General features: G+C 45.6%; 24 protein-coding genes. 14 read left to right on the top strand and 10 right to left on the bottom strand.

Translation table 11 applies throughout. The annotated features are described in order from the left end of the window. Positions 1–46: 46 nt before the first annotated feature. Positions 47–832 (bottom strand): transporter substrate-binding domain-containing protein, encoded by a 786-nt coding sequence (locus E8L90_RS24105; RefSeq protein WP_137031653.1) that lies wholly within the window; start codon positions 830–832, stop codon positions 47–49. 196 nt (positions 833–1,028) lie between these two features. Between E8L90_RS24105 and E8L90_RS24110 the strand changes: the two genes are divergently transcribed. The 5 genes from E8L90_RS24110 (at position 1,029) to E8L90_RS24130 (ending at position 6,153) form a co-directional block, all read left to right on the top strand. Continuing rightward, positions 1,029–1,730 (top strand): response regulator transcription factor, encoded by a 702-nt coding sequence (locus E8L90_RS24110; RefSeq protein WP_137031654.1) that lies wholly within the window; start codon positions 1,029–1,031, stop codon positions 1,728–1,730. Further along, entirely contained in the window at positions 1,723–2,829 is a 1,107-nt protein-coding gene (locus tag E8L90_RS24115; RefSeq protein WP_137031655.1) for a sensor histidine kinase, read from the top strand. The genes E8L90_RS24110 and E8L90_RS24115 overlap by 8 nt, the downstream gene beginning before the upstream one ends. A 151-nt stretch (positions 2,830–2,980) precedes the next feature. Beyond that, positions 2,981–4,243, top strand: a complete 1,263-nt coding sequence (locus E8L90_RS24120) for an HlyD family secretion protein (protein WP_137031656.1) — start codon at positions 2,981–2,983, stop codon at positions 4,241–4,243. Positions 4,244–4,255: 12 nt separating this feature from the next. Next, positions 4,256–4,975, top strand: coding sequence for an ABC transporter ATP-binding protein (locus E8L90_RS24125; RefSeq protein ID WP_137031657.1), 720 nt, complete (start codon positions 4,256–4,258; stop codon positions 4,973–4,975). Continuing rightward, positions 4,972–6,153, top strand: coding sequence for an ABC transporter permease (locus tag E8L90_RS24130; RefSeq protein WP_137031658.1), 1,182 nt, complete (start codon positions 4,972–4,974; stop codon positions 6,151–6,153). Before E8L90_RS24125 ends, E8L90_RS24130 begins: the two co-directional genes overlap by 4 nt. A 69-nt stretch (positions 6,154–6,222) precedes the next feature. Here E8L90_RS24130 and E8L90_RS24135 read toward each other — a convergent pair whose 3' ends face one another. Continuing rightward, entirely contained in the window at positions 6,223–8,115 is a 1,893-nt protein-coding gene (locus E8L90_RS24135; RefSeq protein WP_137031659.1) for a serine hydrolase domain-containing protein, read from the bottom strand. Between the two features lie 155 nt (positions 8,116–8,270). On the opposite strand from E8L90_RS24135, the gene E8L90_RS24140 reads away from it, so the two are divergent. Together E8L90_RS24140 and E8L90_RS24145 are read left to right on the top strand one after the other, a co-directional pair. Beyond that, positions 8,271–10,124, top strand: coding sequence for a helix-turn-helix transcriptional regulator (locus E8L90_RS24140; RefSeq protein ID WP_137033583.1), 1,854 nt, complete (start codon positions 8,271–8,273; stop codon positions 10,122–10,124). Positions 10,125–10,187: 63 nt separating this feature from the next. Then, complete coding sequence (locus E8L90_RS24145) at positions 10,188–10,529, top strand: zinc ribbon domain-containing protein YjdM (RefSeq protein WP_137031660.1); 342 nt, start codon at positions 10,188–10,190, stop codon at positions 10,527–10,529. Positions 10,530–10,607: 78 nt separating this feature from the next. Here E8L90_RS24145 and E8L90_RS24150 read toward each other — a convergent pair whose 3' ends face one another. From E8L90_RS24150 to E8L90_RS24175, 6 genes are all read right to left on the bottom strand, one after another. Further along, positions 10,608–11,546, bottom strand: coding sequence for an alpha-helical endospore appendage domain-containing protein (locus E8L90_RS24150; protein ID WP_137031661.1), 939 nt, complete (start codon positions 11,544–11,546; stop codon positions 10,608–10,610). 226 nt (positions 11,547–11,772) lie between these two features. Then, entirely contained in the window at positions 11,773–13,644 is a 1,872-nt protein-coding gene (locus E8L90_RS24155) for a glycosyltransferase (RefSeq protein ID WP_137031662.1), read from the bottom strand. A 26-nt stretch (positions 13,645–13,670) separates the two neighbouring features. Further along, complete coding sequence (locus E8L90_RS24160) at positions 13,671–14,594, bottom strand: MBL fold metallo-hydrolase (RefSeq protein WP_137031663.1); 924 nt, start codon at positions 14,592–14,594, stop codon at positions 13,671–13,673. Positions 14,595–14,622: 28 nt separating this feature from the next. Beyond that, entirely contained in the window at positions 14,623–15,378 is a 756-nt protein-coding gene (locus E8L90_RS24165) for a hypothetical protein (protein ID WP_137031664.1), read from the bottom strand. A 33-nt stretch (positions 15,379–15,411) separates the two neighbouring features. Then, complete coding sequence (locus E8L90_RS24170) at positions 15,412–15,777, bottom strand: alpha-helical endospore appendage domain-containing protein (RefSeq protein WP_137031665.1); 366 nt, start codon at positions 15,775–15,777, stop codon at positions 15,412–15,414. A 57-nt stretch (positions 15,778–15,834) separates the two neighbouring features. Then, positions 15,835–16,191, bottom strand: a complete 357-nt coding sequence (locus E8L90_RS24175; protein WP_137031666.1) for an alpha-helical endospore appendage domain-containing protein — start codon at positions 16,189–16,191, stop codon at positions 15,835–15,837. A 360-nt stretch (positions 16,192–16,551) separates the two neighbouring features. On the opposite strand from E8L90_RS24175, the gene E8L90_RS24180 reads away from it, so the two are divergent. From E8L90_RS24180 to E8L90_RS24195, 4 genes are all read left to right on the top strand, one after another. Beyond that, on the top strand, positions 16,552–17,700 hold the full coding sequence (locus E8L90_RS24180; RefSeq protein WP_137031667.1) for a glycosyltransferase: 1,149 nt from the start codon (positions 16,552–16,554) through the stop codon (positions 17,698–17,700). A 214-nt stretch (positions 17,701–17,914) separates the two neighbouring features. Further along, complete coding sequence (locus E8L90_RS24185) at positions 17,915–18,883, top strand: ABC transporter substrate-binding protein (RefSeq protein ID WP_137031668.1); 969 nt, start codon at positions 17,915–17,917, stop codon at positions 18,881–18,883. Between the two features lie 90 nt (positions 18,884–18,973). Next, entirely contained in the window at positions 18,974–19,984 is a 1,011-nt protein-coding gene (locus E8L90_RS24190) for a FecCD family ABC transporter permease (RefSeq protein ID WP_137031669.1), read from the top strand. Beyond that, positions 19,981–20,964, top strand: a complete 984-nt coding sequence (locus E8L90_RS24195; protein ID WP_137031670.1) for a FecCD family ABC transporter permease — start codon at positions 19,981–19,983, stop codon at positions 20,962–20,964. The genes E8L90_RS24190 and E8L90_RS24195 overlap by 4 nt, the downstream gene beginning before the upstream one ends. Before the next feature lie 188 nt (positions 20,965–21,152). Here E8L90_RS24195 and E8L90_RS24200 read toward each other — a convergent pair whose 3' ends face one another. After that, positions 21,153–21,557, bottom strand: coding sequence for an Rv0361 family membrane protein (locus E8L90_RS24200; protein WP_137031671.1), 405 nt, complete (start codon positions 21,555–21,557; stop codon positions 21,153–21,155). 602 nt (positions 21,558–22,159) lie between these two features. After that, positions 22,160–22,363 (bottom strand): helix-turn-helix transcriptional regulator, encoded by a 204-nt coding sequence (locus E8L90_RS24205; RefSeq protein WP_137031672.1) that lies wholly within the window; start codon positions 22,361–22,363, stop codon positions 22,160–22,162. A gap of 345 nt (positions 22,364–22,708) precedes the next feature. Here E8L90_RS24205 and E8L90_RS24210 point away from each other — a divergent pair, with 345 nt between their 5' ends. The 3 genes from E8L90_RS24210 (at position 22,709) to E8L90_RS24220 (ending at position 25,724) form a co-directional block, all read left to right on the top strand. Then, on the top strand, positions 22,709–24,118 hold the full coding sequence (locus tag E8L90_RS24210; protein ID WP_137031673.1) for a helix-turn-helix domain-containing protein: 1,410 nt from the start codon (positions 22,709–22,711) through the stop codon (positions 24,116–24,118). A 194-nt stretch (positions 24,119–24,312) separates the two neighbouring features. Next, positions 24,313–24,618 (top strand): aspartyl-phosphate phosphatase Spo0E family protein, encoded by a 306-nt coding sequence (locus E8L90_RS24215; RefSeq protein WP_137031674.1) that lies wholly within the window; start codon positions 24,313–24,315, stop codon positions 24,616–24,618. Between the two features lie 44 nt (positions 24,619–24,662). Further along, complete coding sequence (locus E8L90_RS24220) at positions 24,663–25,724, top strand: hypothetical protein (RefSeq protein ID WP_244297377.1); 1,062 nt, start codon at positions 24,663–24,665, stop codon at positions 25,722–25,724. Positions 25,725–25,765: the final 41 nt, after the last annotated feature.

Here is a 25,765-nt window from a genome sequence, read left to right on the forward strand (position 1 = left end):
CAACTCCATTCTTTCTAAGGTGAAAAAAAGGCGCGTCTTGCGCCTTTTATTTTTTCGTGCTCAAGTATGTGTTAATGATTTCGTCGTATTTCCCGTTCTCTTTCAGCTTCTTCAAACCGGAAGTGAGTTTGTCCTGTAGCTCTTTGTTCCCTTTTAAAACCGCGATGCCGTAGTGGTCACCATTGAGACGATCGCCTACAATTTTTAGCTTGGAAGCAGGGTCTACCGTAATTTTGTAAGAGATAACCGGATAGTCCTCGATGGTTACATCAGCGTTGCCGTTTTGAACCTCTTGGAACATGGAAGGGCTATCGTCGAAGTATTTGACAGTCGCTCCGTACTTTTTCCCGAGCTCATCAGCAAAGGTCGCGCCAGTCGTGCCTTTTTTGATCGCAATCGTTTTACCAGCCAAATCTGCCTCTCCATTAATCGTTGTGTTGTCCTCACGTACGACCAGGGAAAGACCTGCTTGATAGTAAGGTTCAGAGAAATCTAAAACCTCTTTGCGCTTATCGTTGATGCTGATCCCCGCAATGGCACCGTCCAATTGCTTCGCTTGAACAGCTGGAATGATACCTTTGAAATCCATCGGCTTAATTTCTACCTCAAAGCCCTCTTCTTTGGCGATCGCATTGATCAGGTCGATGTCAATTCCCACGTATTTTCCGTCTTTTTCAAACTCAAAGGGTGGGTAGGTTGCATCTGTCCCAAAAACGTACTTTTGTGCACCGGATTGCCCAGATGTTGAGGCAGCCTGATCTGTGCCAGTGCCACACGCGCTTACCGTAAGTGCCAACAAACTAGAAACAACAGCAAACATTAGTTTTTTCATAAATTACCCCCAAGTATATTTATGACAGATATGATGTGGACATGAATATAGTAATATAGAAAAGTCTGCAAAGTCAAAACAAACTGAAAGTAATTATTATCCATAATTGTATGAACAAGCGCTACGTGCGATAACAGAAATGTTTTTTCATACCTGTTATAATGGTAGGAAATGTATACAAGGGATGGGAAAAACGATGAAGCACGTCACCATATTGATCGCCGACGATGAAGCGGAGATTGCTGAGCTCGTTGCCTTGCATGTGAAAAAAGAAGGTTACCACACAATTATCGCAGCGGATGGAAGGGAAGCCCTCCAAGCGGTGCAGACGCATTCGATTGATTTGGCGATCCTCGATATTATGATGCCTGGGCTGGATGGCTATGAGGTCACCCGTCTCATTCGTGAGCAGCACAATATGCCGATTATCTTTTTGAGTGCCAAGACGTCCGATCTGGATAAAATTTCGGGATTGGTGATGGGCGCAGATGATTATATGACCAAGCCATTCAATCCAATGGAATTGGTCGCTCGTGTGAATGCCCAGCTCCGACGCTTTAAGCAGCTGAATCAACCAGCAGTAGCAGTAGCGAGTAACAAGGTCTTAGAGGCAGGTGGACTTGTCATTTATCCAGAAGAGCGAACTGTGAGCCTGTACGGAGAAACGATTGAGTTAACACCGAAAGAGTTTGATATTCTCTACCTGCTGGCCAGATATCCAAAGAAGGTGTTTAGTGCGGACAATATTTTTCAGATGGTGTGGGGCGAAGCGTACTATGAAGGCAGCAATACAGTCATGGTACACATTCGCACCTTGCGAAAGAAGCTGGGAGAAGAAAAAACCAAGAACAAGTGGATCAAAACGGTCTGGGGCGTAGGGTATTCCTTTCATGGCTAAGATGATACGGAGCTTTCGGTTCCAAATGGTCAAGCTATTGGGCCTAAGTCTGCTTCTATCTGGTTCGGTTACCTATGTGATCTTTAAAGCGCTACAGTTTTACTATCGATCACAGGTGAAAATGGAAAGCATGTTAGCGCCGATTCGCCAGTTTATGCGAGAAATAGGGGACATTTACTTCTTTCTGATTATTTTTGTTCCACTAGCCATACTATTTTTCTTCTTGCTAACCAAACGGTATGCCGTCTACTTTCAGGAGATTTCCAGAGGAATTCATCATCTTGCAAACGGCGACTTTACCCATCATGTTCAAATACCGTCGAACGATGAGTTTGGAGATATTGCCAAGGACATTAATCTGGCGGGTGAAAAGTTGCAGGAAGCTGTACAAAGAGGGGATTTTGCCGAAAGCAGCAAGGATCAGTTGGTCTTGAACCTGGCACACGACCTGCGGACGCCGCTGACTTCTGTTTTAGGGTATTTGGACCTCATTTTGCGGGACGAGAAGTTAACGGTGGAACAAGCGCGACATTACACGAATATTGCTTTTACCAAGTCGCAGCGTTTGGAAAAGCTGATCGATGAGCTCTTCGAAATTACGAGAATGAACTATGGCATGCTCACCATCCAACAGAATCTGATTGACCTGAGTGAACTGCTCATGCAGTTAAACGAGGAGCTATATCCTTCCTTGGAGAAAAATCAGTTGGAAACGAGAATGAATGTGGCCTCACGATTGACGGTTTGTGGGGATGGTGAGCTCTTGGCACGCGTTTTCGAGAACATCATGACGAATGCCATCCGTTACGGGCACGATGGTCAGTTTGTTGATATCAACGGTTTTCTTGCGGGTGAGGAGGTCGTTGTGCAGATTATCAACTATGGCAACGAGATTCCCCCGGAAGATCTGCCGCATCTTTTCGAGGTGTTTTACACAGGTGACAAGGCCCGAAGCCATCAAAACGGAAGCACAGGTCTCGGGCTATTTATCGCCAAAAATATCGTCGAGCGCCACGAAGGGACGATTTCTGCCGAGAGCAATTTGATCCGGACGATTTTTGAAATACGCTTACCTTACGAATTAACTCCCTCACTTTAAAAAAATTTAAGTTTTACCCCACTTTTTCTTTTAACAGTTTTCCTTATCCTGATCGGGTGACGAGCCAGGGTGGAACCTGTAAAGGAAAAAGTGGGTTTTTTTTATTGGCCAAGGATGACCGGAGCTTACAGTTTTGGGGGAGGTAAGGAATATGAAAAAGCGTTTGTGGATCTGGCTGGGGGTAGGCGTGCTTGTGGCTGGGTTTGGCGGCTATGCGGCTTCTTCGGTAGAAAAGAAGAATGGCACTCCTGTCACGTTATCTACGGTGGTAACGGCCGATTTGGAAAGCACCATTTTGACGTCGGGCATGGTCAAAGTACGAAATGAACATACATTGTTCGCTAACTATGCAGGCGAATTGCGGAACTTCTCCATCAAGGAGGGAGACAAAGTGACGAAAGGGCAGGTGATCGGCAATATCGACATGTCCGATGTCAGCAATGAAATCATGGATATCGAGGCACAGATCACCATTCAGGAAGCGAATATCGCAAGGCTCTCCAAAGGTGTGGAGCCTGAGGAAGTCACGAAAATGCAGGAGCAGCTTGCCCAGCATGAACGTGAATACCAAACGGCATTAAAAGATTACCAGCGAACGCAATCGCTGTTTACCGCAGGCGTGTCTACCCAACAGGCTGTAGAGGAGGCGAAGCAAAAGCTACAGACTGCGGAATCAAGAGTAAGAGTCGCGAAGCAAGATTTACTTTTGAAGCAAAAAGGGCCAGACAAGGCAGAGATTCGCTCCTACCAGGCGCAAATTCAAAAGCTGAATTTGGAAAAAGCAAAATATGAAAAGCAACGTGTGCAAAGCAGCATCGTGTCTCCGATTGACGGGACGGTGCTCTCGATGAAGGTGAAACAAGGGAAGTACCTAAGTAAAGGCGAGGAAATTCTCACGGTTGGAGATACCAATGATGTTATGGTCGAAGCAGCAGTCGGAGAATCTGACTTGCGTAAAATCAAAATCGGACAGGATGCGGTGGTCTCAGGCATTTCCTTAGGCGGAGAACAGTTGCAAGGTAAGGTGTCGCGCATATCTCCTATGGCTGTAACCAGCAAAGAGCCGGGTGGAGAGAGTACGGGAGTGCCGGTCGCTGTCCATCTAAATGAGACGAGGGAGTATTTGAAGCCAGGTTTTCACGTGGATGTGAACATCGTCCTGCAAAAAGCAGCAAACGCCATGCAAGTCCCCATTGAGGCAGTCGTGACAGATCAAGATGGATCTTCCTTTGTCTGGGTAGCGGAAAATGGCAAAGTCAAAAAGAAAAAAGTGACGACTGGAATTGAAAGTGAATTGTTTATCCAAATTGAAAGCGGATTGGATGGCAGTGAAGAATTGGTAGCGAATCCACCGGAAACCTTGCAAGAAAATGAAGTGATCTTCCAAGCATCTCCCGAAGAGTTTGCGGGGTAAAGGAGGATACATATGCTGAACATTGAGGGGTTAACCAAACAGTACAAGACGGATGAGCTGGAGCTGTTCGCTTTGCAAAATATCAATATCCACGTAGCTCAAGGTGAATTCGTGGCGATTGTGGGACCGTCTGGTTCTGGAAAATCGACGTTTATGAACATGCTGGGTTGTCTGGATCGGCCAACCTCCGGATCGTACGTCTTGGATGGAATTGATGTTACGCAGTTGAAGGATAGTGGGCTGGCGCAGGTACGCAATCAAAAAATTGGCTTTGTCTTTCAATCGTTTCATCTGTTGCCACGTGCTACTTCGCTGCGAAACGTAGAGTTGCCGATGATGTATGCGGGCGTCGGCATGACAGAACGCAAAAAAAGAGCGAAAGCGGCGTTGCAGCGTGTCGGACTTGCCCAGCGGATGGATCATAAACCAACGCAGCTGTCCGGCGGTCAAAGACAACGGGTAGCTATCGCCAGAGCGTTGGTTAACCAGCCAGCCATTTTGCTTGCTGACGAGCCGACAGGGAATCTGGACAGTCGTTCCAGCATCGAGATCATGGCGATTTTTCAGGAGTTGCATGCGCAAGGGGTAACGATTCTCCTCGTCACGCATGAGGCGGATATCGCCCAGCATGCCGAGCGCGTCATTACGTTTCGAGATGGTCATATCATCCGAGATGAGCGAGTGGAGAAGCGCTTGTTTGCTACTGCGTCCGAGGAGGTGATCCTCACGTGAATTTACTCGAAAGCTTTCGTACGGCTCTGGAAGGGATTGGGACAAATAAGCTCCGAGCTACCTTGACGATGTCTGGGATCATCATCGGAATCATGTCTGTTATTGCTGTGATGACACTAGGAAACGGCAGTCAACAGGCTTATACCGATCAGTTAGAGAAGCTGGGTGCTACTAATTTCAGCGTTACTGTTTGGTGGGGCCAAGGAAGCAAGATTACTGATTTGACAGTGGAGGATGCTTATGCACTTCCCAAACAATCGCCCTACATTGAAGAGGCCGTGCCGTTCACAAGTCTTTATGGAACAATTCGTGGCCCGAAAAAGGGGAAGGACGCAAGTATACAAGGAACAAATGAGGATCTGTTAAAGGTTCAACCCAACTTGAAACTAGTTGCAGGCAGATATTTTACTACGAAGGAAGTAAGAGAGGGGAAGCCGGTTATCGTTTTAACCGAAAAGTTAGCGGCAGGGCTTTTCGGACGTGAAGACCCGATTGGCAAGCGTTTGACTTTCAAAGCAGCATCAGTCGTCGTTATCGGCGTGGTAAGGGAAGCCAAGCTGATGATTGACGATGGTCGATCCGAGGGTGCCTATATGCCGATTACCTTTCTGCATAATATGGACGGGTACAAGTACGTTCATACGATAACTGTAAAAGCCAAGTCGAAGGAAACGATGGAAGCAGCCAAGAGTCAGACAGAGAAGTACTTAAACCGCCGGCACGATCGCGAAAACTACTACCAAATCGATAGTATCGAGAATGCACTGGGGGAGATGGATTCCTTTTCCGGCACGCTCACCACGATTTTTAGTGTCGCAGCCGGGATTGCGCTGTTTGTCGGTGGGATAGGCGTCATGAACATCATGCTCGTATCTGTCACGGAGCGGACGCGGGAAATCGGCATTCGCAAAGCGTTAGGGGCGCGTTACGGAGATATTATGCTGCAGTTTTTGATCGAGTCGATGATCGTCTGCCTGATTGGTGGAACGATTGGGGTGCTGCTCGGCATCGGGACAGCCATGTTTGCCTCGCAATATGTCGATGTACCGACGCTACTATCATGGGAAAGTATCGTAATTGCTTTTGGGTTTTCCAGTGCCATCGGTATTTTCTTTGGGCTCTATCCGGCTCATAAGGCAGCTAGGCTCCATCCGATTGACGCGTTGCGATATGAGTGAGGAACGAAAAAGAAATGACTAGCAGATGTCGCTGCTAGTCATTTTTCTATTAGTCCTGAACTCGGAGTCCTATGAGTAATGAATCGAAAGAAAGTTCCAGTAAAATAAATAGCCAGTATACAGGATGGAGAGTACCGCTGCTGCGCTATTCGCTACCTTCCAGCGATCGCGCTCCTTGGCTGTTCCGATTCGCAGGAGCAAATAAGCGGCGGCGGCCAACGAAACAATCGGTAGGGATGCGACAACGAATTGGTAGAAGGCCGGGTAGCCATAGACAAGCTCTGTGTTTGCATAGGTGAATTGGATGATAAAAAACAAGCTATGAAGCAGAGCCATAATCGGAACGATTTTGGAAATAGCGTGCGATTGTTTGCGCCATTTGCGTAGCCCGAAACGAGCGATCCAGACGAGCGAAAGAAGGATGAACACGATTCCGGGAATCACATACAGAGCCAGTAGAACAGACGGACTTTCGATGAAGGGGATGCGAGGGAGCGAAAAGTTCATCGGTCCGGTCATATAAAATTTCCCTTGTTCCCCGTGAAAATATAGCTGTTCCTCGCCGCCGATCTCTTGAAAGAAATGATCGTCTACTTGCACAAACTTTTTCTCAAGGGATTGCTGTCCTTCATTTTGGAATAAACCAGTCACGGATATCGTCTTCCCGTCCAATGCCTTCACTGTGTAGGTGTAGCTACTGAGCAGCCGAAGCCCTTTGCCCCAGCCATTCTCGGGTGTCAAGGTAAGCAGATATTGACCTTCCAGCTTTTTTATTTCGTCTATGGTGCCATCAACAGGAGTTAGGGGCTTGCGGACTTGCTCTGTCAGTAGCTTGTCGGTAAACGCATTCACGACCTTGCCGTGCAGCTCCAAGCCCGGATGCGCGGCGTTCACCGCAACAAAGATGCCGATTGATTCTGAGGGAATCAGCACCATTTTCGAGGTGAAGCCATCAATCCCACCGTTTGCCCACAGGGTAGGAGTGCCGTTTTTCGTCTCTCCTTTAAAAAAGCCGTAGCCGATCCCGTACATGCGCTTATGGGCAGCGAATTGCTGGGCATGCATAAGCTGGACAGTTTCTGGTTTGAGTAGAGATGTGCCGTTATAGCTGCCGCCAGAAAGATGGGCGATCATATAGGGGGCGAAGTCGACTGGTGTCATATTAGCGGCACCACTCCCTGGGAAAATAATCCCTGAGTAAGGAATCGTTTGATAGGCGTTTCCGTCGTAATAATAGCTTTTTGCCAGCTTGCTCTTGTCCTCCGGGAGATACAATTCGGCGGAATCCATACCTAGCGGGCGGAAGATATTCTCCCGCATATAGTCATGCAAAGATTGACCGGAAGCTTGTTCGATTACACTCCCTAACAATCCGGTGCCCGCATTGCTGTATTGAAATTTGCTGCCTGGCGTGAAAATCGTCTCCTGCATCTGAAGCGTTTCATTTACGGGCTCGGTCGAGAATTCTGGGATCACACTCTCGCGGTTGTCTCTTTTGTAAATTTTTTCATCTATACCGGCTGTATGTGTGAGCAGGTGGTGGAGTGTGATCGGTCCGTAACGATTATTGGTAATTTTGTAGTCTTTTAGGGCGGTATTCAAATCTTCGCGCAAGGAAAGCTTGCCTTTTTCCACGAGCTGCATCGCTGCAGTAGCAGTAAACGACTTGGTCACGGAACCGATTCGAAACACCGTACGTTCAGGATAAACAGGGATTTGCTGTTCGACGTCGGCAAAACCATAGCCTTTTTTAAAAATGATGCGATCTCCCTGGGTAATGACAATGGCTGCGCCCGGGATATGCAAGTTGTTCATTTCATTTTTCATGAGGGGATCAACTATTTGTTCGATGGAAGGAGTAGTAAGCGGCGAGTGAGCATTGGCCACTGATAGAGGCTGTAACAGCATGAGGCAGGATACGAGCAGAACGGCAAACCATTTTCGTAGAGCAAATAATGTCATGTTCATCACCTTTCGGGTTTAGCGTCAGTCCATTGTTGTAAGGCCAGCGACAGGGATGAGTATAGGACGATGAGTGTCACGGTGAGAAGTAACAGAATGTCATTGTTTATCGTGATAGTAGCTGATCGTCATCTGATACTATAATGGAGAAAAGTTTGGATGTAGATGAGGTGTACCAATTGCTTGCATTTGTTAAACGATGGTTATGGGTCGACTGGATGATCTTCACCATCCACTTTATGTGGGGATTGACGATTATTCTCGGCTTTGTCAGCCATCACGATCAATTGCCTTATCCGATAGTGATTACATTGATCGTTTTGTTCTTCGTGCTTGTCGTCCCTATTTGTTTGCGTCGATACTCTCGTAACCTATATTTGTTCGCTGAGATTATTTTGAGTGGAGGCTTGTGCATTGCCTTGAACTTCTATTTTGAAGGAGTAAGATGGCAGTTTATCCCCATCGCTTTTCTCATCGGATATCACAGTGTGGAACGATCTTATCGCTGGACGGGACCATTGGCGATTTTGGTGATTCCGGCGATTCCGTTTCTTGTGGGCGAGGCAATTGGGTTTGATTTCGAGCCTATAGTCGTAAGCGATCTAATTGTGTACCATTTCGCGGCATATGCGCTTGGTTTTGCCTTTCAATTGCTTAGCCGTATGCACAAGCAAGGCCTGATCATTCAACATCAGAACCAAATATTGGAGCAATACACTTCCCAGGTGGAGGAAATCACGCTGCTGGAAGAACGGAACAAAATGTCCAGAGAGCTGCATGACACGATCGGACACACGATGACATCGCTCATTATGGGGATGGAGATGCTTCGGTCTAAAATACCAGATGCGGAGGCTAGTCGGCTGGACATGCTTTTGCAGATGGCCCGACAAGGTTTGGACGAGTCCAGAGGGATTTTCCACAAGTGGGCTCATAATGGCTATGAATCTGCTACGACCATGGAGTCCGCCTTCGTTGAATTGATCGAGCAATTTCAAGTGGCTACAGGAGTGTCCGTCAAGCTGCGTATGTACGGGGCTGAGTATGCGTTGAGCCGTTCCATGAAGCTGACTTTGTACCGCTGCTTGCAAGAAACACTGACAAATGCTGTGCGACACGGAAAAGCATCACAAATTCAAGTGGGGCTTTACTTTGAAGAAGCCCAGATCCGGTTGCAGGTCGAAGATAATGGGGAAGGAAATGGGACGATCGAATTCGGATTTGGTTTGCAATCGATGAAGGAAAGGCTGGAAGCACTTCAGGGACGATTATCGATCCATTGTATGGACGAAGGAGGGGTGACGGTCATTTGTAGTTTGCCAGCTATGAAGTCCGTACCACGTGTAGGCATACGTATCCTGATCGTCGATGATCAGCCCCTTGTGAGGGAAAGTTTGCAACTCGTTTTACAGAATCAGCAAGATTTACAGGTGGTCGGGGTTGCAGAGAACGGCTTGATGGCACTGGATATCATTCCAAAAGAAAAGCCCGACGTCGTACTTTTGGATGTTCAAATGCCTGTCATGGACGGGGCGAAGACACTACAAGCGATACGTGAGCGGTGGCCGGATATGCGTGTCATCATGTTGACGACCTTCGAAGAAACAGCCCTTGCGACAGAGACGCTAGGGAGAGGCGCGAATGGCTACTTGTTAAAATCGGTTAGTCCAGTCGAGCTGGTAGAGGCGATACGAGTTGTTCATCAGGGTGAAGCCTTGATTAACCATAAGATTGCGGATGTCCTTTTCAAAGAAATGCGCTTGCAGCAAGAAGAGCTTAATGGACTTCGCCAAAAGCAAGGACGCGAGTGTCCCTATGGCATGACGGAACGGGAAAGAGGCATACTGACCTCGTTAGTAGAGGGGCTTCGCATGAAAACAATCGCGGAGAAAATCTTTCTTTCTGAAGGAACAGTACGCAATTGTACCACAGTGATTTATGCGAAACTGGGTGTAAAGAATCGTGAAGAAGCCGTTAAAAAAGCACGGGACGAAGGGCTTATTGGTTAGGTGGCCAGATCTTCAGGCTAGTTATGGTAGAATGGACAGTATCGAATGGAGGTTATATGAAAGATGAGCCAATTGCCAAATTGCCCAAAATGTCATTCAGAATACACGTACGAGGATGGAAGCTCCTTGATTTGTCCCGAATGCAGCCATGAGTGGACGTTGCAAGCAGACAGCGACAACGGTGAAGATAATAAAGTCATCAAGGATGCGAATGGAAACGTCTTGAATGATGGAGACACTGTAACCGTCATTAAAGACCTCAAGGTTAAAGGGACTTCATTGGTCGTGAAAATCGGGACAAAAGTAAAAAATATCCGTTTGATTGACGGAGACCATGATATCGACTGCAAAATCGATGGTTTTGGTCCAATGAAATTGAAATCCGAATTTGTGAAAAAGGTGTAAGCCAGGAATGTAACGGACAGGAAAAAGCTGACTGCATGGTAGATTGCAGTCAGCTTTTTTCGTAAAGGCAAAATCTTGTTAGGTGAGACGGTGAATGGACCAGACGATGCCCTCGCCGCCGCCACCTAGGTTGAGGTTGATGGTCAATCCATTGGCCACATAGAACAAACCGATTGTATCACCTGCATTGAGTTGAACGTCACCTGCGAGCGTGACGGTTCCCGCCCCCAGAATGGCTCTTAATATGAGTACGAGCGCAATGTTTACGTTGAGAACAGGAAAATCACCGATAATGAGTTTTGTTGCAGTAGGGGTGATTCTCTGTACTTCAAATGCAGGGGTGATTTCCGGGTCTAAACTACTGGTAATGGCTTCGCTTGTTTCATAGTTAATGGTTGCTTTGATGGCGTAAGTTCCAGTCGCTGGTACTGTATAAGTGCCAGTTAGCGGATTGAAACTTGGGCTGCCATAATAGGGGCTGGCTATTGACCAGTTAACGAATTGGGAAGATTCGCCAAGGGTTACAGTTGATAAAAAGGCTGAGAAGTTTTCAGTGGTGAAAGCAGGTCCAGTCGCGCCAGTGGCCCCGGTAGCGCCAGTTTCTCCGGTGGCCCCCGTCGCGCCAGTCGGTCCAGTAATCCCCGTCGCACCTGTATCCCCGGTGGCCCCCGTCACACCAACCCCCGTGGCTCCTGTAGCCCCCGTTATGCCACCTGTGCTGCTGGATGAAACAGACAGGATGTTGTCCAGTTTCGATTGCAAGAGCATTTCTTTTTTCGTAACGTCTTGCAAGGTTTGGCGAACGCTTGCATTCACCAGAAGGAGATCGCTTACTGAAGCAGGAACAGTCAAGCCTGGTAGTGTACCAATGGCATATTGCATTTTTTCTGCTTCTGCATGAATAATATGCCCGAGGCTGAGCTCTTCGATGGCGATGGAAGTAAGGAGGAGATTGATAGCATCGTCTCTCGTTACAGTAATGGTGGGAGTAATATTGGGAATATTGGCTTGAGACATGGCATTCATCCTTCCTGTTACATTCAAAAACTTATTACTATGCTATGAGGCTTTATCTGTGCGCGTGCCTGGCTGTATAGAAACGGAAAAAAGCCAATCTGATTTCCAGATTGACCTTTGTGTTCACCGGTAAGCACCGTGCTCATCAAAAAATAGACCACCATTACTTATGGCATGTATACATTCACCCACAGGGTGGGTAACTTTTTCATGATCACGAGGGGAGTCAGGTCAGAGACTCAAAGTACTTTTTGTTGTAGAGAATGCTAGGGTGAGTTGGGTTGTATAAGTAGGCAATATCATTGTGGTGACGTGATTTCTCGTTGTCCCCCATTTGAGAATAGCATAAGCAGAGTTGCAGATGAGGTAGCCAGGTCCAGGAAACATGGTCGATGTGTGCGAGCTTTTCAGCAGGTCGTTCTACTTTTGTTGCGAGATCATACCAAAAAATGGCGAGCAGCCAATTTTTATCTTCGACGTGAAAGGCTCCAATCTGGCAGCACGCTTCCGCCCGTGGGCGATCGTAGTTGAACGTACGGTATAGCGACGACAGAACATTTTGTCTCTCATAGAGGTGGGAATAGCAACTCGCCAACTTCAGGCAAGCGTTAATGTTGTCCTCTACCCAGCCTTGTTGGGTGTTCAGGAACTTCGTGTAAAAAGTAATGGCTTCTTCATGATACTGATTGTCGCGTAATTCATTCGCATAATAGTACAAGTCCCGTGGCGAGAATTCTTCTCCTTTGGCATCCCTGCGTCGATAGATTTGTAGATTGCGGTCCGTGTATCCCTTCTGCTTGTTATGCGTGATGGATATGTCACTGTTGATGACGTTACCGCTCACTTCCAAATACTCATGGACGGGTCCGATCCAGCGAAATCCGCGGTCGCGTTTTACGAGGCGATTGCGGCGAATGCTGTATGCCACATTCCCATTGCTGTCTACAGAAAGGTTGTAGTTCATCGTGACACTGTCGATGCTGTAATTCAATGTAAACCTCAACTCGCGGAAAAGCTGACGGTCTTTTTCCAGAAGGATATCGTCTGCATCCAACCACAAAATATAGGGGCATGTTGCCTTGCTGAACGCATAGTTGCGTGCGGCTGAAAAATCATCAATCCACTCGAAATCATAAATGGTACAGCCATAGTTGGACGCAATTTCTTTCGTGCGGTCTGTTGAACCCGTGTCGACGATAATGATTTCATCGACGAGATCCGCAACGGTGGAGAGGCAACGCTCCAGAGCGTCTTCTTCATTTTTGACAATCATGCATAAACTGATTGAAATCTGATTCGCTTTCCTCGCTGTCATGCCATTTTTTTTGCGATAATCGCTCACTCCTGCCAGATCCGACTGACGGTAGATGTGGTACCCGGGAAGATGAGTATCCACATGCAAAGAAAAGCCCATAGCTACAGCCCGAACGCAAAAATGCCGATCTTCTCCCCAGAACGACAAGTTCGCAATTCGTTTAAAGCTGACGCCCGCCTCCAAGACCTTTCGGTGGATTAATGTGCATGCACCGAGGCCTCCTACCTCATACACACCCGGTTTACGCAGCATCTCCAAAAAGTTTTGGTTCTCCGCTGATTCGGAAGCCCCCTCGCGTGTTAACGTGTATTGATCCATCAGCCAAACTTGAGGAAGCTCAATCGAATCAGGCTGCCAGCGTGTCCAGTAAATGTTGGAGATAATATCTTTATTGGCTTGAAGCAGCTGTTTCAGGGTGTGAGGATGTAAAACGAGATCGGAATCGATCAAAAACAAGTAATCAAAACCTTCTTGGAGCGCATAGGAGATAATTGTATCTTTCATTTGCGCTACCTTCCAAATATTCCGTTCCGTCCAATAATGGGTCATTTCATTTCGGACATACGTATCATCGTCTGTGTTTTTGAGGATGACGGTTCGTTTGTTCTCCTTCTCGAAATCAGCCAAGAGTGTACTGGAAAGAGGGTCTTTGTTATCGTCAATGAACATGTAATGGATCAGTTCATTTTTGGTAGTCAACTCCGTGAGGGATTGAAGGAATTCCTCCAAAATAATCGGGAATTGTTGAATGGGACTCCCGATTAAAATACGTTTTTTACCCATGGTACACCCCCATATACAGCTTTTGTTCAAGTGTTTGGCGTGGGTTTGCTGAATAGCAGTAAACCATTGTCCACCTTTGCGACAATTCGGTTCTCTTGCTGTAGTTCTTTTAAATAAGAGCGGATAATCGAGGTAGTCAAACCGTAGCGGTGCAAGTCATCTTCAAGCTCATACTTTTTCATGACCTTTTGGACTACTTGTTCGAGAGTGCTTGGCTGCTCATGAATCCATGCTTCAAGAAAAGCAGAGGTGTCTTTCATAAGGGTGAGATGCCTGTTAATTAGTCCTGTGACTGTCTTGTAGGGTCCGCCATGGTACAGCACATAAGCATTTAATTTCATCATCGAGAGCTTTTTGAAGCTTCTTTTGGCAGCCCTCAGATCATTAAAAAAAAGGAGAGCCTGCTTGTTCAATGTTTTAGGACCAAACAAGGCATCGCCGCAGTAAAGGACATGATCAGGGGTAATAATGCCGACCATTCCCGGCGAATGTCCAGGTAAGGAGACGATTTTGAATGGAATGGTATGGACGTGAAAGATACCATCGGTCGATGGAAGATAATCCGTTACGAGCGCACGTGTATTCTCTTTGTTTTCATCAGGCTTCGTATCAGAGCCTCCACCTGCGTCGAAAACCAAAGGCTCGAGATGCGGATTTTCGATGATATAGGATGCTAGATGTGTCGCATAGATGCGGAGATTGGGGAACCTTTTTATCAAATAGGGATTGCCACCGTGGTTAACAGCGTGACCATGTGTATGAACAACGGCAAGGATTTGATACCCTCGATCGCTGATTCTCGCGCATACTTTCTCGATGACAGTGGTATTCGGGCCGCTATCAATGCAAACAGCAGTTTTGCTGGACCTATCCAAATAGACACCGATCCCGTATTTACCGGAGACCACATAACTGTTGCCGGCCACTTCAATCAATTCCAAACGAGCCATATCCCTTACTCCTTCATTAGATTCAGGTTCATATGTGGATGACCTTGGTGACATTGCCGATACGTACCTTTACGGAGTTCGGTACAAAGGGAGGCTTTGTAGGCGCAGACACTCGCTTAGCGAGCATCTTTTTCTGGCCACGCACTTTTGCCACGTTTGTTACAGGCTTGGGCCGCTTGGTTTTGCTTTTGTTTTTATCGGGAGTAGGGACGGACGCAGCCTGTGCTAATAATGGGGGTTTTTGACGTGCTGATTTCCGGTTTTTGGCCGTATCGATGCGTGCTTTGTTTGCGAGCAATGGAGGGGTTGGGGTAGGCACAGGTGGAACGTCAAGCTGTACAGGTTCGTCGTCTCGAATATCTCCTTCTAGCTCCAATTGCATCGGCTCGTCGTAGGGGGAATCCTCTTCCGGTTCTATCGAGTAAAAAGCTTGTAATTGCCGCAGATGATTTTCTATCAAGGTGGTGATTTGTTTATGTGGACACCTCCATGTCTTTACCAATTCCGATAACTGGGCTATCGCAGCAAGGACAGGAGTGTGCATTTCACTAGTGGGATGGAGGGGGGGATGCGATTCAAAAAAGAAACTGTGAGCAATCTGCTTATTATGTATGTGGGTATGCAGTCTGACGAGCAGATTGATCATCGTTGATATTTGGTAGCCAAACAGCATGAGTTCATAATCTTTGGCATGATGAAAGCGAGATTCCAATCCTTTGACCAACTGGACGATGGAATAGGTCAGCTTTAGAACGGTTTGGTCATCGATACCTTTGTTCTTCATGGCAATTGACCTCGAATTCCTGAAATGAACTCGTTAATAGTCGATGGTGATGTCATCCAATTCATCCCCGAAATCGGATTCTTCCATCTCAAAATTTGATTTAAGCGCCACGGGGTACATGTGAATGGCCGCATCCAGCTTTTTTAACAAAAGCCACTCAGCCATGAGCACCGAATCCAGAATCGAAATGACTGTGCGATTAAAGGTAATGATCTCATCATTAGAGGGGTTGTTGGGGAAGTCCAGATTTTTGCCAACGAAAGCAAGGGCTTTGTCAGCTTCCGCGTTTAGCAATCTGGACAAGGCTTCTTCCTCTAAGGCAATCGATTGCAGCAAATGACTCAAAGCTTCTTCGCGCGTAGGCACATCATTTGATGGAACTTTATCCCGTAAGGTCATCATCATCCCTCTTCAATAAAATTAGGATCCCATGAAAAGCAGTATGAGTAGTAAGGGTTATTCTTTGAAGCAAGGAAGGTCGGGGATGTCAGGGGTGTCAGGTAAGTCATCGTGATGATGATCATGGATCTCCATCTGTTCCAGCTTAAGAATGTCCTCCAGCCTGAATTGCAAGAGCATCTCTGTCTTGATGACATTGCGCAGCATTCGTTCAACACTATTGTTTAGGGCAAGCGCATCATTGATCGAGAGGGATTGCTCCTTCGTGATTTTTTGGATCTTTTGCCCCTCTGCATTAATAAGGTGAGAAAGTCCGATTTCCTCGAGCGCAATGGACGTCAGAAGCAGATTTAATACTTCATTTCGCTTCAATATGATTTCCGGTGTTATATTGGGGACCGTGGGCATTGACATCGTTATCTACATCCTTTGTTTGTATGACTTTGTATACAAAATAAGACTTACCCGAAATAGAAGGCGTACGTAAAAACGATAGGATCGTCACAGGATCGCGTAATTGGTAGTGAATAAACGGAAACTTCCTCGCAGTACATGTTATGTAACCGCGATCTTAATATGACAACTTAATCGTACTCATTCGATAAGGAGGCAAAACCTGAGGGCTGTTGCACAAAGGACATGAGTCATGCGCGGCTCCAGCAAAAGGTTCAAAAGCCAAGGAAATGGCGGCGTTCTGAAAGAAGCAGTCCACTCATAGAGTAAAGGGGGGATAGACTACGATCTCAGTGATGTGTGTAAAAGGAGATGAGCAGCATGTCTGAGGCGCCCAAAATTTCCTTATGTATGATTGTAAAAAACGAAGAAGAGTGCCTTCACAAGTGCTTGGAAAGCGTGAGAGATCTTGTGGATGAAATGATTATCGTAGACACGGGGAGTACCGACAAAACGATAGAGATAAGCAAGTCATTCGGAGCGGTCGTGCACTCGTATGAGTGGCAGGACAACTTCGCAGAAGCGCGTAACTTTGGACTGGAAAAAGCAACGGGCGACTGGATTTTGTGGATGGATGCCGATGAGGAAATGAATCAGGAAGACAGCAAGAAGTTGAAGGAGCTGCTTCGCGGTCAAGAGGATTCTCTTTTTTATATCCATCTAATCAATTACATTGGAGATGAAAAAAATGAAGACGATGCTTTTCATATCGCTCACTCACGTTTGTTTCGCAATGGCATCGGTTTTCGCTTCCATTTTCCCATCCACGAAACGCTCAACGTAGAAGAGGTTCTCCCTAATCTGACCGAAGATCTCCACATTCAAATCTTGCCTGTACGGATATACCATTACGGCTACATGAATGAATTTACTGGGAGAAAGAACAAATTCGAGCGCAATATTGGGCTACTCATGAAGGAATTGGAAAAAGAGGACCACTCTCCATGGATTGAGTATCATCTTGCCAGTGAATTCTCACGTATCCAGGAGCATGAGAAAACGTTCAAGTTTGTGAATCTGTCTATTGTCGGATTTCTTGAAAACCATATGATGCCTCCTTCGCTTCTTTATAAGCTCAAATACTCTACGTTGATCTCGACCGGCAGTGCGGAGGGAGCGTGGCCAGGAATTGAAAAGGCAATCGAGATTTATCCTGACTACGTTGATTTGCATTTGTACAAAGGGATCATTCAGTATTTGAAAAAGGACTATAAACGAGCCTTGATAACGTTCGATCACTGCTTGGAGCTAGGTGAGAGCAACATTCGGCACCTGACCTTGAAGGGATCGGGAAGTTTTCACCCATGGTATTACAAAGGGCTTTGCTACGAAGAATTGGGTCAAGTGGAGGAGGCTGTGGCAGCTTATCAGGCGGCGTTGGCGATGGCGGAGAATCATGCGCCTGCCAAGGAAGCATTAGAGAAGCTGAGCTCGAAGACTGAAGTAAGTCATACGCCAAATAATAAATAGCATCGTGGCGAAAAGCCGTTTACGTCGATGGTTCAGGCGTAACGGCTTTTTTTCGTAATAACGAAGCATGAACAAAATGACGTTAATCATCTTTATTGCGGTAAAAGATTTAATAAGCACAATGTTTCATTTGCGGCAGCGGCTTGTTACAATAAAAAACGCATTTCATCGGTAATAATAATCATTATCAATTACATCGAGTGAGGGACAAAAGATGAAGCGAACAAACGGAATAAAACGTCTCGGTCATATGCTTTGGACGCTTGCACTGGCAGGTACGGTATTACTGACCGGGTGCGGCAGCGCAGAACAAAAACAGCCAGCAACAGGTCAAGATAGTGCGCAAACCGCACAAAAGCGCATCGTGAAACACGAGCTAGGCGAAACGGAAATTACCGGAGACCCGAAAAGAGTCGTCGCGTTGGAGTACTCCTTTGTAGACGGACTATGGGAGCTGGGAGTGACGCCTGTAGGAATCGCGCAGGAGAAGGATAAGGACGTAGAAGGACTGATCGGCAAAAAAATCGAGTATACCCCTGTGGGGACTCGCCAGCAGCCGAGTCTGGAAGTCATCAGCTCGTTGCAGCCGGATTTGATTATCGGTGATTTGAATCGCCACAAGGACATTTACAAGGATTTGCAAAAAATCGCACCGACGATCATCTTGAAAAGCCGCAACTCGACGTATCAGGAAAATCTGAGCTCGTTTGCCACGATTGGGGAAGCGCTGAACAAGCAAAAAGAAGCAGAACAACGCCTGATCAAGCACAAGGAGATCATCGAAGAGTTTAAAAAGAAGGTAACGGCTGGGGATTCCCGCAATGTCATGCTGGGTGTATTCCGCGCAGATTCGCTGTCTGCACATGGTGCGAAATCGTTTGATGGCGAATTGCTCGAAATGATCGGAATCAAAAATGCGATTCAGGATGCACCAGAACCAACAGTAAAAATCAGTCTGGAGCAAATGGTGCAGTGGGACCCAGATGTCATTTTCCTGGCGGAGGCCGACGACGCGCTGTTGAACGAATGGAAGCAAAATCCGCTCTGGAACAACATCACCGCAGTCAAAAATCAGGAAGTACACAAAGTAAATCGTGACCTCTGGACGCGCTATCGTGGACTGAAGTCTGCGGAACGCATTGTCGAAGAGGCAGTGAACCTTTTGTACAGCAAGGATAAATAGAACACATACGATGCAAATTCTGGAAAGGCCGATCACTGATCTGGTCTTTTCGGTGTTCTTGCACGTGGTAATTGATCGAGGTGGCATGCATTGCAGAAAATAACGACACGACAACGAAAAGGTACTTTTGTGCTCATTGCGATCGGCTTGGCAACCCTCTTGCTCATTGGGTTGTTGCTGAGCTTGTTTACCGGAGTAGCGTCACTACAAATTCGATCATTAGTGACGCACTGGCTATCGGGTGAATACTCCAAGGAGCTCTTGATTTTCCAAACCATCCGTGTTCCGAGAGCCGTGCTGGGAGCCATCATCGGGGCGAATTTAGCCGTGGCAGGAGCCGTGATGCAGGCCGTTACTCGCAATCCACTGGCTTCCCCGCAAGTCTTTGGCGTAAATGCGGGAGCTTGTCTGGTGGTTGTACTCGCGATTGTGCTTTTACCGGATATCGGGAAAGCCAATCTCATCTATTTTGCATTTGCTGGAGCGATTGTCGGGGGCCTTGTTGTCTTTGGCTTCGCAGCTTCCCGTGGGATGACCAATCTCAAGATCGCTTTGGTAGGAATGGCCATCCACTTGTTGCTCACCTCCATTACGAAGGGAATTATCATCTTTAACGAACACATATCCAATGTATTGTACTGGTTGTCTGGCTCCATTAGCGGAGCGGCTTGGACGGATGTGCAATTGATTTTGCCGTGGTCGATAGCGGGACTCCTATTGGCGATCTGGCTGTCCGGCTCATTGTCTGTGTTTCGACTGGGGGAGGAAGTCGCGATGGGGTTGGGACAAAAAATCGCCCGCGTCCGACTGCTGTCTTATGTTGTGATCGTCATTTTGGCAGGCGCCTCTGTTGCTGTCGCCGGAGCTGTTGGTTTCGTCGGACTGATGGTTCCGCATATCGCAAGGAGGCTCGTGGGTACGGACTATCGGGTCGTCATCCCTGTGTCTGCGCTTAGTGGTGCTGTTTTAGTGACCTATTCGGATGTCCTGGCTCGGTTGATTTCCTATCCGTTTGAGTCTCCTGTAGGAATTGTAACGGCTCTCTTGGGAACCCCGTTCTTTCTGTACTTGGCGAGAAAAAAGGGGAGGGAAATGGTATGACTTCGCGAAAAAACACCCTACTCCTGGTTGGTCTCGGCGCCTTAGTCTTAGTGGCAGCATTGCTTAGCATGGGGATCGGCCCGATCTTTATCGGCCCTGATCAACTCATTCGAGTGATTATGGGCGAAGCTTCATCGCTTACGTTTATGATTGAAAACTATCGATTGCCGCGGGCGTTGCTCGCGATTCTTGCCGGAGCGGGCTTCGCGATCGCTGGTGTGATTTTGCAAGGAATGATCCGTAACCCTCTGGCATCACCGGATGTCGTAGGGGTGACCAAAGGCGCGGGCTTGTTTGCGGTTGTGGTCATCATTCTGTTTCCGACCGCTTCACCACTTCTCCTCCCGATTGTCGCGTTTTTGGGAGCACTGGCGGTAGCGATTGCGCTCATCTATTTCGCCCGGAAAAACGGTGCACAGCCAACTACGTTTGCCTTGGTCGGCATGGGAGTAGGCGCGATCTGCCAAGCGTTGACGGAGTTCATCATGGTGAAGTATCCGATGCAAGCCAATGATTCTCTTGTCTGGCTGGCAGGGAGCTTGTGGGGGAAAGGCTGGGATGAAGTTTACGCCTTGCTGCCGTGGATGCTCGTATTCATTCCCATTAGCCTTGCCCTGCATCGAAAGCTGGACATTATCAGTCTGGATGAAGGAAGCTCTACGGGGCTCGGACTAAATGTCGTGTGGACACGCTATGTACTCCTGCTACTCGCGGTAGCATTGGCAGGCGCATGTGTAGCAGCGATTGGCTCGATTGGCTTTGTGGGATTGATTGCTCCACATATGGCGAGAAAGCTGTTCGGTCATCAGCATCGTTATCTGTTGCCAGGTGCGGCGTTTCTGGGAGCATTGATTCTCGTCATTGCAGATGCATTGGGGAGGGGACTGAATCCTCCGATCGAGATTCCCGCGGGTATCGTGACGGCGGTCATCGGTGTTCCGTACTTCTTGTATTTGGTGCGTCAAGAGAAGAGAAAGTAAGACCAAAACGGGAAGTACATCGGAACCCAGATACAAGTAGGGGTAGTAGCAGCGTAATGTCAGTTATCTTAACTTTAATGTGAAAACCACTGAAAAATCCGGTAATCCCTGGGCGAAGGAATTACCGGATTCTTTGTCTAGGATAATAGCCGTTAACGCTAGTATGGAAATGGATTATTGGTGTTAAGCTATCTTGTCTTTTCAATTAGTACTTTCCATTGATCATTTTCTTTGACTACTGGAAGAGTTGTATTTTCCGAAGCATGTCTGTTCGTATAATGGAACGTAACACTCATTTTTTCATCTTCGATTTTTTCCACCGATACGGAATCCATATCTATATCCATCTTATCAGTAGCAAAACTTTCGTACACTTTCAGTTTGTCTTTATCATTATCAAACCGCTCATCAATCGTGTATTCAGCCATAGTTGATGCATCGCCGTTCTCAAGCGCTTCCAAATAGATTTGAACCGTTTCTTTTACTTCTTTTTCCTCATTAACCGAAGCGTAGGTGTTGGACGTCCAAATACCACCAGTAACAACAGCAGCCCCAAGCAGTAGGAATGTAGCAACTTTAGTAGACGTTTTCATGCTCTTACCTCCAATCCGATAATGTGTTTACTTGTATATAATTACATAATTTACCAGTTTGGTGAATGGTACAAAAGAACCGCTGCCTACTCTTCCTTAGCAATAACAAAAGAAACAAGCTGTCAGTACAGTAAAAATCATGGAGTTTGGAATTGGTCTGAAGGGTAAGATAGGACGAGAAAAACAGATTGAGTCAAGTGAAGATCGTTTTTTACTGTGCAAAAATTGCTCTACTACGTATGAAGTTATTTATGATCAAAAAAATAGAATCGTTCGAGGAAAACAGATATTACGGTCATTTTAATACCGATATTACACATATTGAAATTTAAAACAATGAGTTCAACCTATCATCTATCTAGTAGAGGAACACCCAATTTCAAACTGATTACCATAGGGCATAGTGAGGATCTGGAAACACTGAAGATTACTCTTATGTCTTTTTATGTTTTTTAAATCAGCTTTGCTTGCGTACTGCGTTAGCTGCTATGGGTGAGATCCACCTATGCAGACCCCGCGACGCATACATCCGGAATGCCTATGATATGCAGAAAACCAAGCCGCTGGTGGTATGCAGCTACTACGGAAAGTTGAATCTTCTCTTACGTTGGTTGCCGCCGGTCTTTCCATTCGTCAACTTCTCGAGGATCAATACCGAAGACTTCGGAGATATGCAAGGCTATTGTGACCGTGGGTATTGTGATCCCATATTCGATGTTCTGGTAGTGCTTGAGAGATACATTTACAATCCGACTTACTTTTTCCTGAGACAAGCCCTTTTGTGTGCGTGCTTCTAATAGTTTCAAGCTGGAAAGCTCTCCTTAGTCCGTTTACTACTATGTTAATCACTTCGCTAATTTTTAATCACCCATTATGATTGGCGAATTAAAATACACGTAGTATACTTACTTCTACTACCAAGTATTTACAGTTTTTTAACTCTGACTGTTTCTTAAAATTAAAGGAAAGTGAGGAGAAAGAATTCAGTAATCAACCCCAATGAAAAAAAGATCAAGTGTTTCGACAGAGTGTACTCTAAATGAACAAATCTTGAAGGATGAAAGGTTTTTTGTAAAATATTTACATTAATTCGCGACTTCTGTAAAATATAGGAAGTTTAGTGTTTCCTGTGCTAAGGAGGAGTAGATGTAATGGGGGAAGGTAAGACAGTTCAACAATCAATACGATCAGAGATTGAACATCATCTTAAAGAACGTGGTTACACACTGACTAGACTTAGCGAGATAACAGGTATTAATCAGGGAGTATTGAGCGACCTCTTAAATCGAATTCCACCACGAGCAATGACGATTGGTCACTTGGATGCACTTGCTCATGCGTTTGAGCAATCTCAAGGCTGGCTGTATGAATTGTACGAGGCCGAGTGTTTTGTGGAAGGAAGAGTATCGCGATCAAGGGTTGTCCCGTATCTGGTTCGATGCGCGGAAATTGGTCGGCGGGATTGTGTTGATTCGATTGTCTACAAGGTACTGGACAATCAGAAAAACACGTCCATTCTCTTTCAGGTAGCTGAGGAACTCTTTACCAAAGGGAAACGTAAGGAATCGGTTCTTTTTTATCAGCTCGTCATTGATACGGATAAAAACAGTCACAATGAGCGCTTCGTCATCGCACAGTATCGATTATTTCGAGCTCTACAAGGTACCGATTCCGAGAAAAATTGGGGGGCTGTCATACAATTTGATCCATATCGAAAGAGACTACCTGAAAACTATCAATTGGATGCCCTATTACAGCTTGCCAATGTATGCTTTTCGCTTCACAAATGGAAGGATGTAGAGCGTTATGCAGATGAGCTAAGAGAGTTGGCAACTGCTGTTTATCAGGATGAGTTGCGTGGGAGAAACATCAACAGAAAAATCCTTCCGCTGCAGACAGAGCGGCATTTAGTTGTATACTACGGTCAGGGATTCCTTTTGAAGAGTGCTGCTCTTGAAAAACAAGGATTGTATGAAGAAGCGAAGGAATATATCTCTGGTTATGCTAATCTGAGTTGGTTTGAACTGTTGGATGAAACAGGACAGATGGAGGTAGAAAAGTTTCGACAGTGGGCAACGGCTAATCACTATACGTTAAATGTCCTCCTGGGTGACATCGATGTTCTACCAACTTACACTCGCTTCCTTATGGATCACCCAAAAGAGATCCTTTCTGGCCTAATAGCCATTATGGAATCGGCCAATAGGCATGGATTTTTAGTGGATGGGATTCTCAAACAATTTTCAAACCAGATCAATGATTTTAATGATTATGATAACCTCATCCAGACGGATCGTTATTTTCGTTTTCGATATGAGCTAGCTATGTATCGACTTCACAATGGTCAGTACGTGAGCGGAATTGAGGATACTTTACGCTGCCTGGTTTTATCGATTATCATGAAGAATGACAGTGGCTTCATACGTTGCGTTACACTATTCGAAGCTTTCCGATCACATGCAACAGATCAACAAACAAGGGAGTACAAGCGAATCATGGAGGCGGTACGAAATGAAGAGGTCGATTTTGCTATCAATAGCTTTAGTTTTGGGACTGTGTAGCAGCGTCACGAGTGGACATGCAGCAATCCCTAAAGGAACCGTTATACAATATGAACACGGTGTTGGTGGGTAAACACCAAAGGGAATCATCCTCTTTTGAGGATGATTTTTTTACTATTCAAATTTTATCAACCGCCCACTTCCTGAATGCTAGTATATAGTTATAAATGTACTTTAATGTAATAAAATAGGGGGTGATAACCATAGGAGCTATTGCCTATAAAAAGGGCGTTCCACCCCTTTGCCAGGTTAACGGAACGCCCACAGAAGGAGCAGTTACAGCTCCTATAAGTAAATGTACCACGCTACCTATAGATCGGGAAGGAGGAACTTATCAAGATATCTGTCACTTGAAAAAAAATGTAGAACAATTGCGCGAACAACTGGTGCAATTGTATTTAGAGAAGAATAATTTGTTGGATGATGAAGTCGTGGATTTAAGCCAGCAATTGGATAAATACATTCTAGCAATTCAATTAAAAATGATGAAAAAAGAATAAGAGTGAAATGCTAATTCATACTTTATTGAAAGGAATGAATTAAAATGAATTTTAAAAGAGTAATACCGTTTGGATTGTTATGCTTACTATTGGTTTTTGGTAGTTTAACCACAGCTTTGGCACAAGAAAACTCTTCAACATTTTTGGAAAATATTAAATTAGAGGATATTGGTAACCACTCAGATATTGAAGATTTCATTAGAGAGCAAGGATTTGAACATCTATTAAGCACTGGGAACGAGAAGTATAATTTCCTATCAGAACATATTGATTTTACTGAGATGGAAAAACCTTTAATCCTGCGTGAAATTAGTGATAGTGATATTGAGGAGATAGTGAATGAGCTAGGATTGAACATGCCCGAACCGCAAGAAATTACAATTGATGAAAATTTACTTGTAAAGCGTTCGCCAGATAATGCAGTGAGTAACGTGTGGTACCTTGCATACAGTACGACTGGTTCTGATTTTTCTGTTGATATTCTAAATGTTGGTAGGGATAAAATTGATTCGATTTCTGGAACCTTAATGAAATATAATAAACAACGACAAGATTGGCGGTACGATAGCCACATTAGATTCGACAAAAAAGGAGTTGGTACTGGTAACGTATTTAAATGGATACAAAGCAAGGAAGTGGTTTCTGATTATTTTGAATATGATATAACCGTAATTGAGGATGGAACAACTTGGATATATAAGAATAAAGTTGGCGACAACAAATTCACTTGGCAAAGATATAACTTTGATGCTAGTGCCTATAGTTCAATGGAACCTTTGGGAGGAGAAAGACACCACATCGTTGCAGCTAGCTCATTACTGAAAGCTGGTTTTCAAAATACTGGAGAGTTTCCTGCTGTTAGAATGATGTATGATGACCATGTACAAACGCCTAACTGGGGGAATTACACTTCTTCTCAAAGATTTAGAGACTTAGAAGTGAGTTATATGAATGACAAAGATTATATGGGCTTACTTAAATTTGAAGTCGACGGTTTAAAAGGAAAAAATGACCCGGAAGGGAAATATAAAACCTTAGCAGATAAGTATAACGATTATATTGTTGCGGCATCCTACTTGGCACTACAATTTTGGGGTGTAAAGTAATATAAAAGTAACATTAATCTGAACACATCCTTACTCTTCTA

Source organism: Brevibacillus antibioticus, from assembly GCF_005217615.1.
Classification (GTDB): domain Bacteria; phylum Bacillota; class Bacilli; order Brevibacillales; family Brevibacillaceae; genus Brevibacillus; species Brevibacillus antibioticus.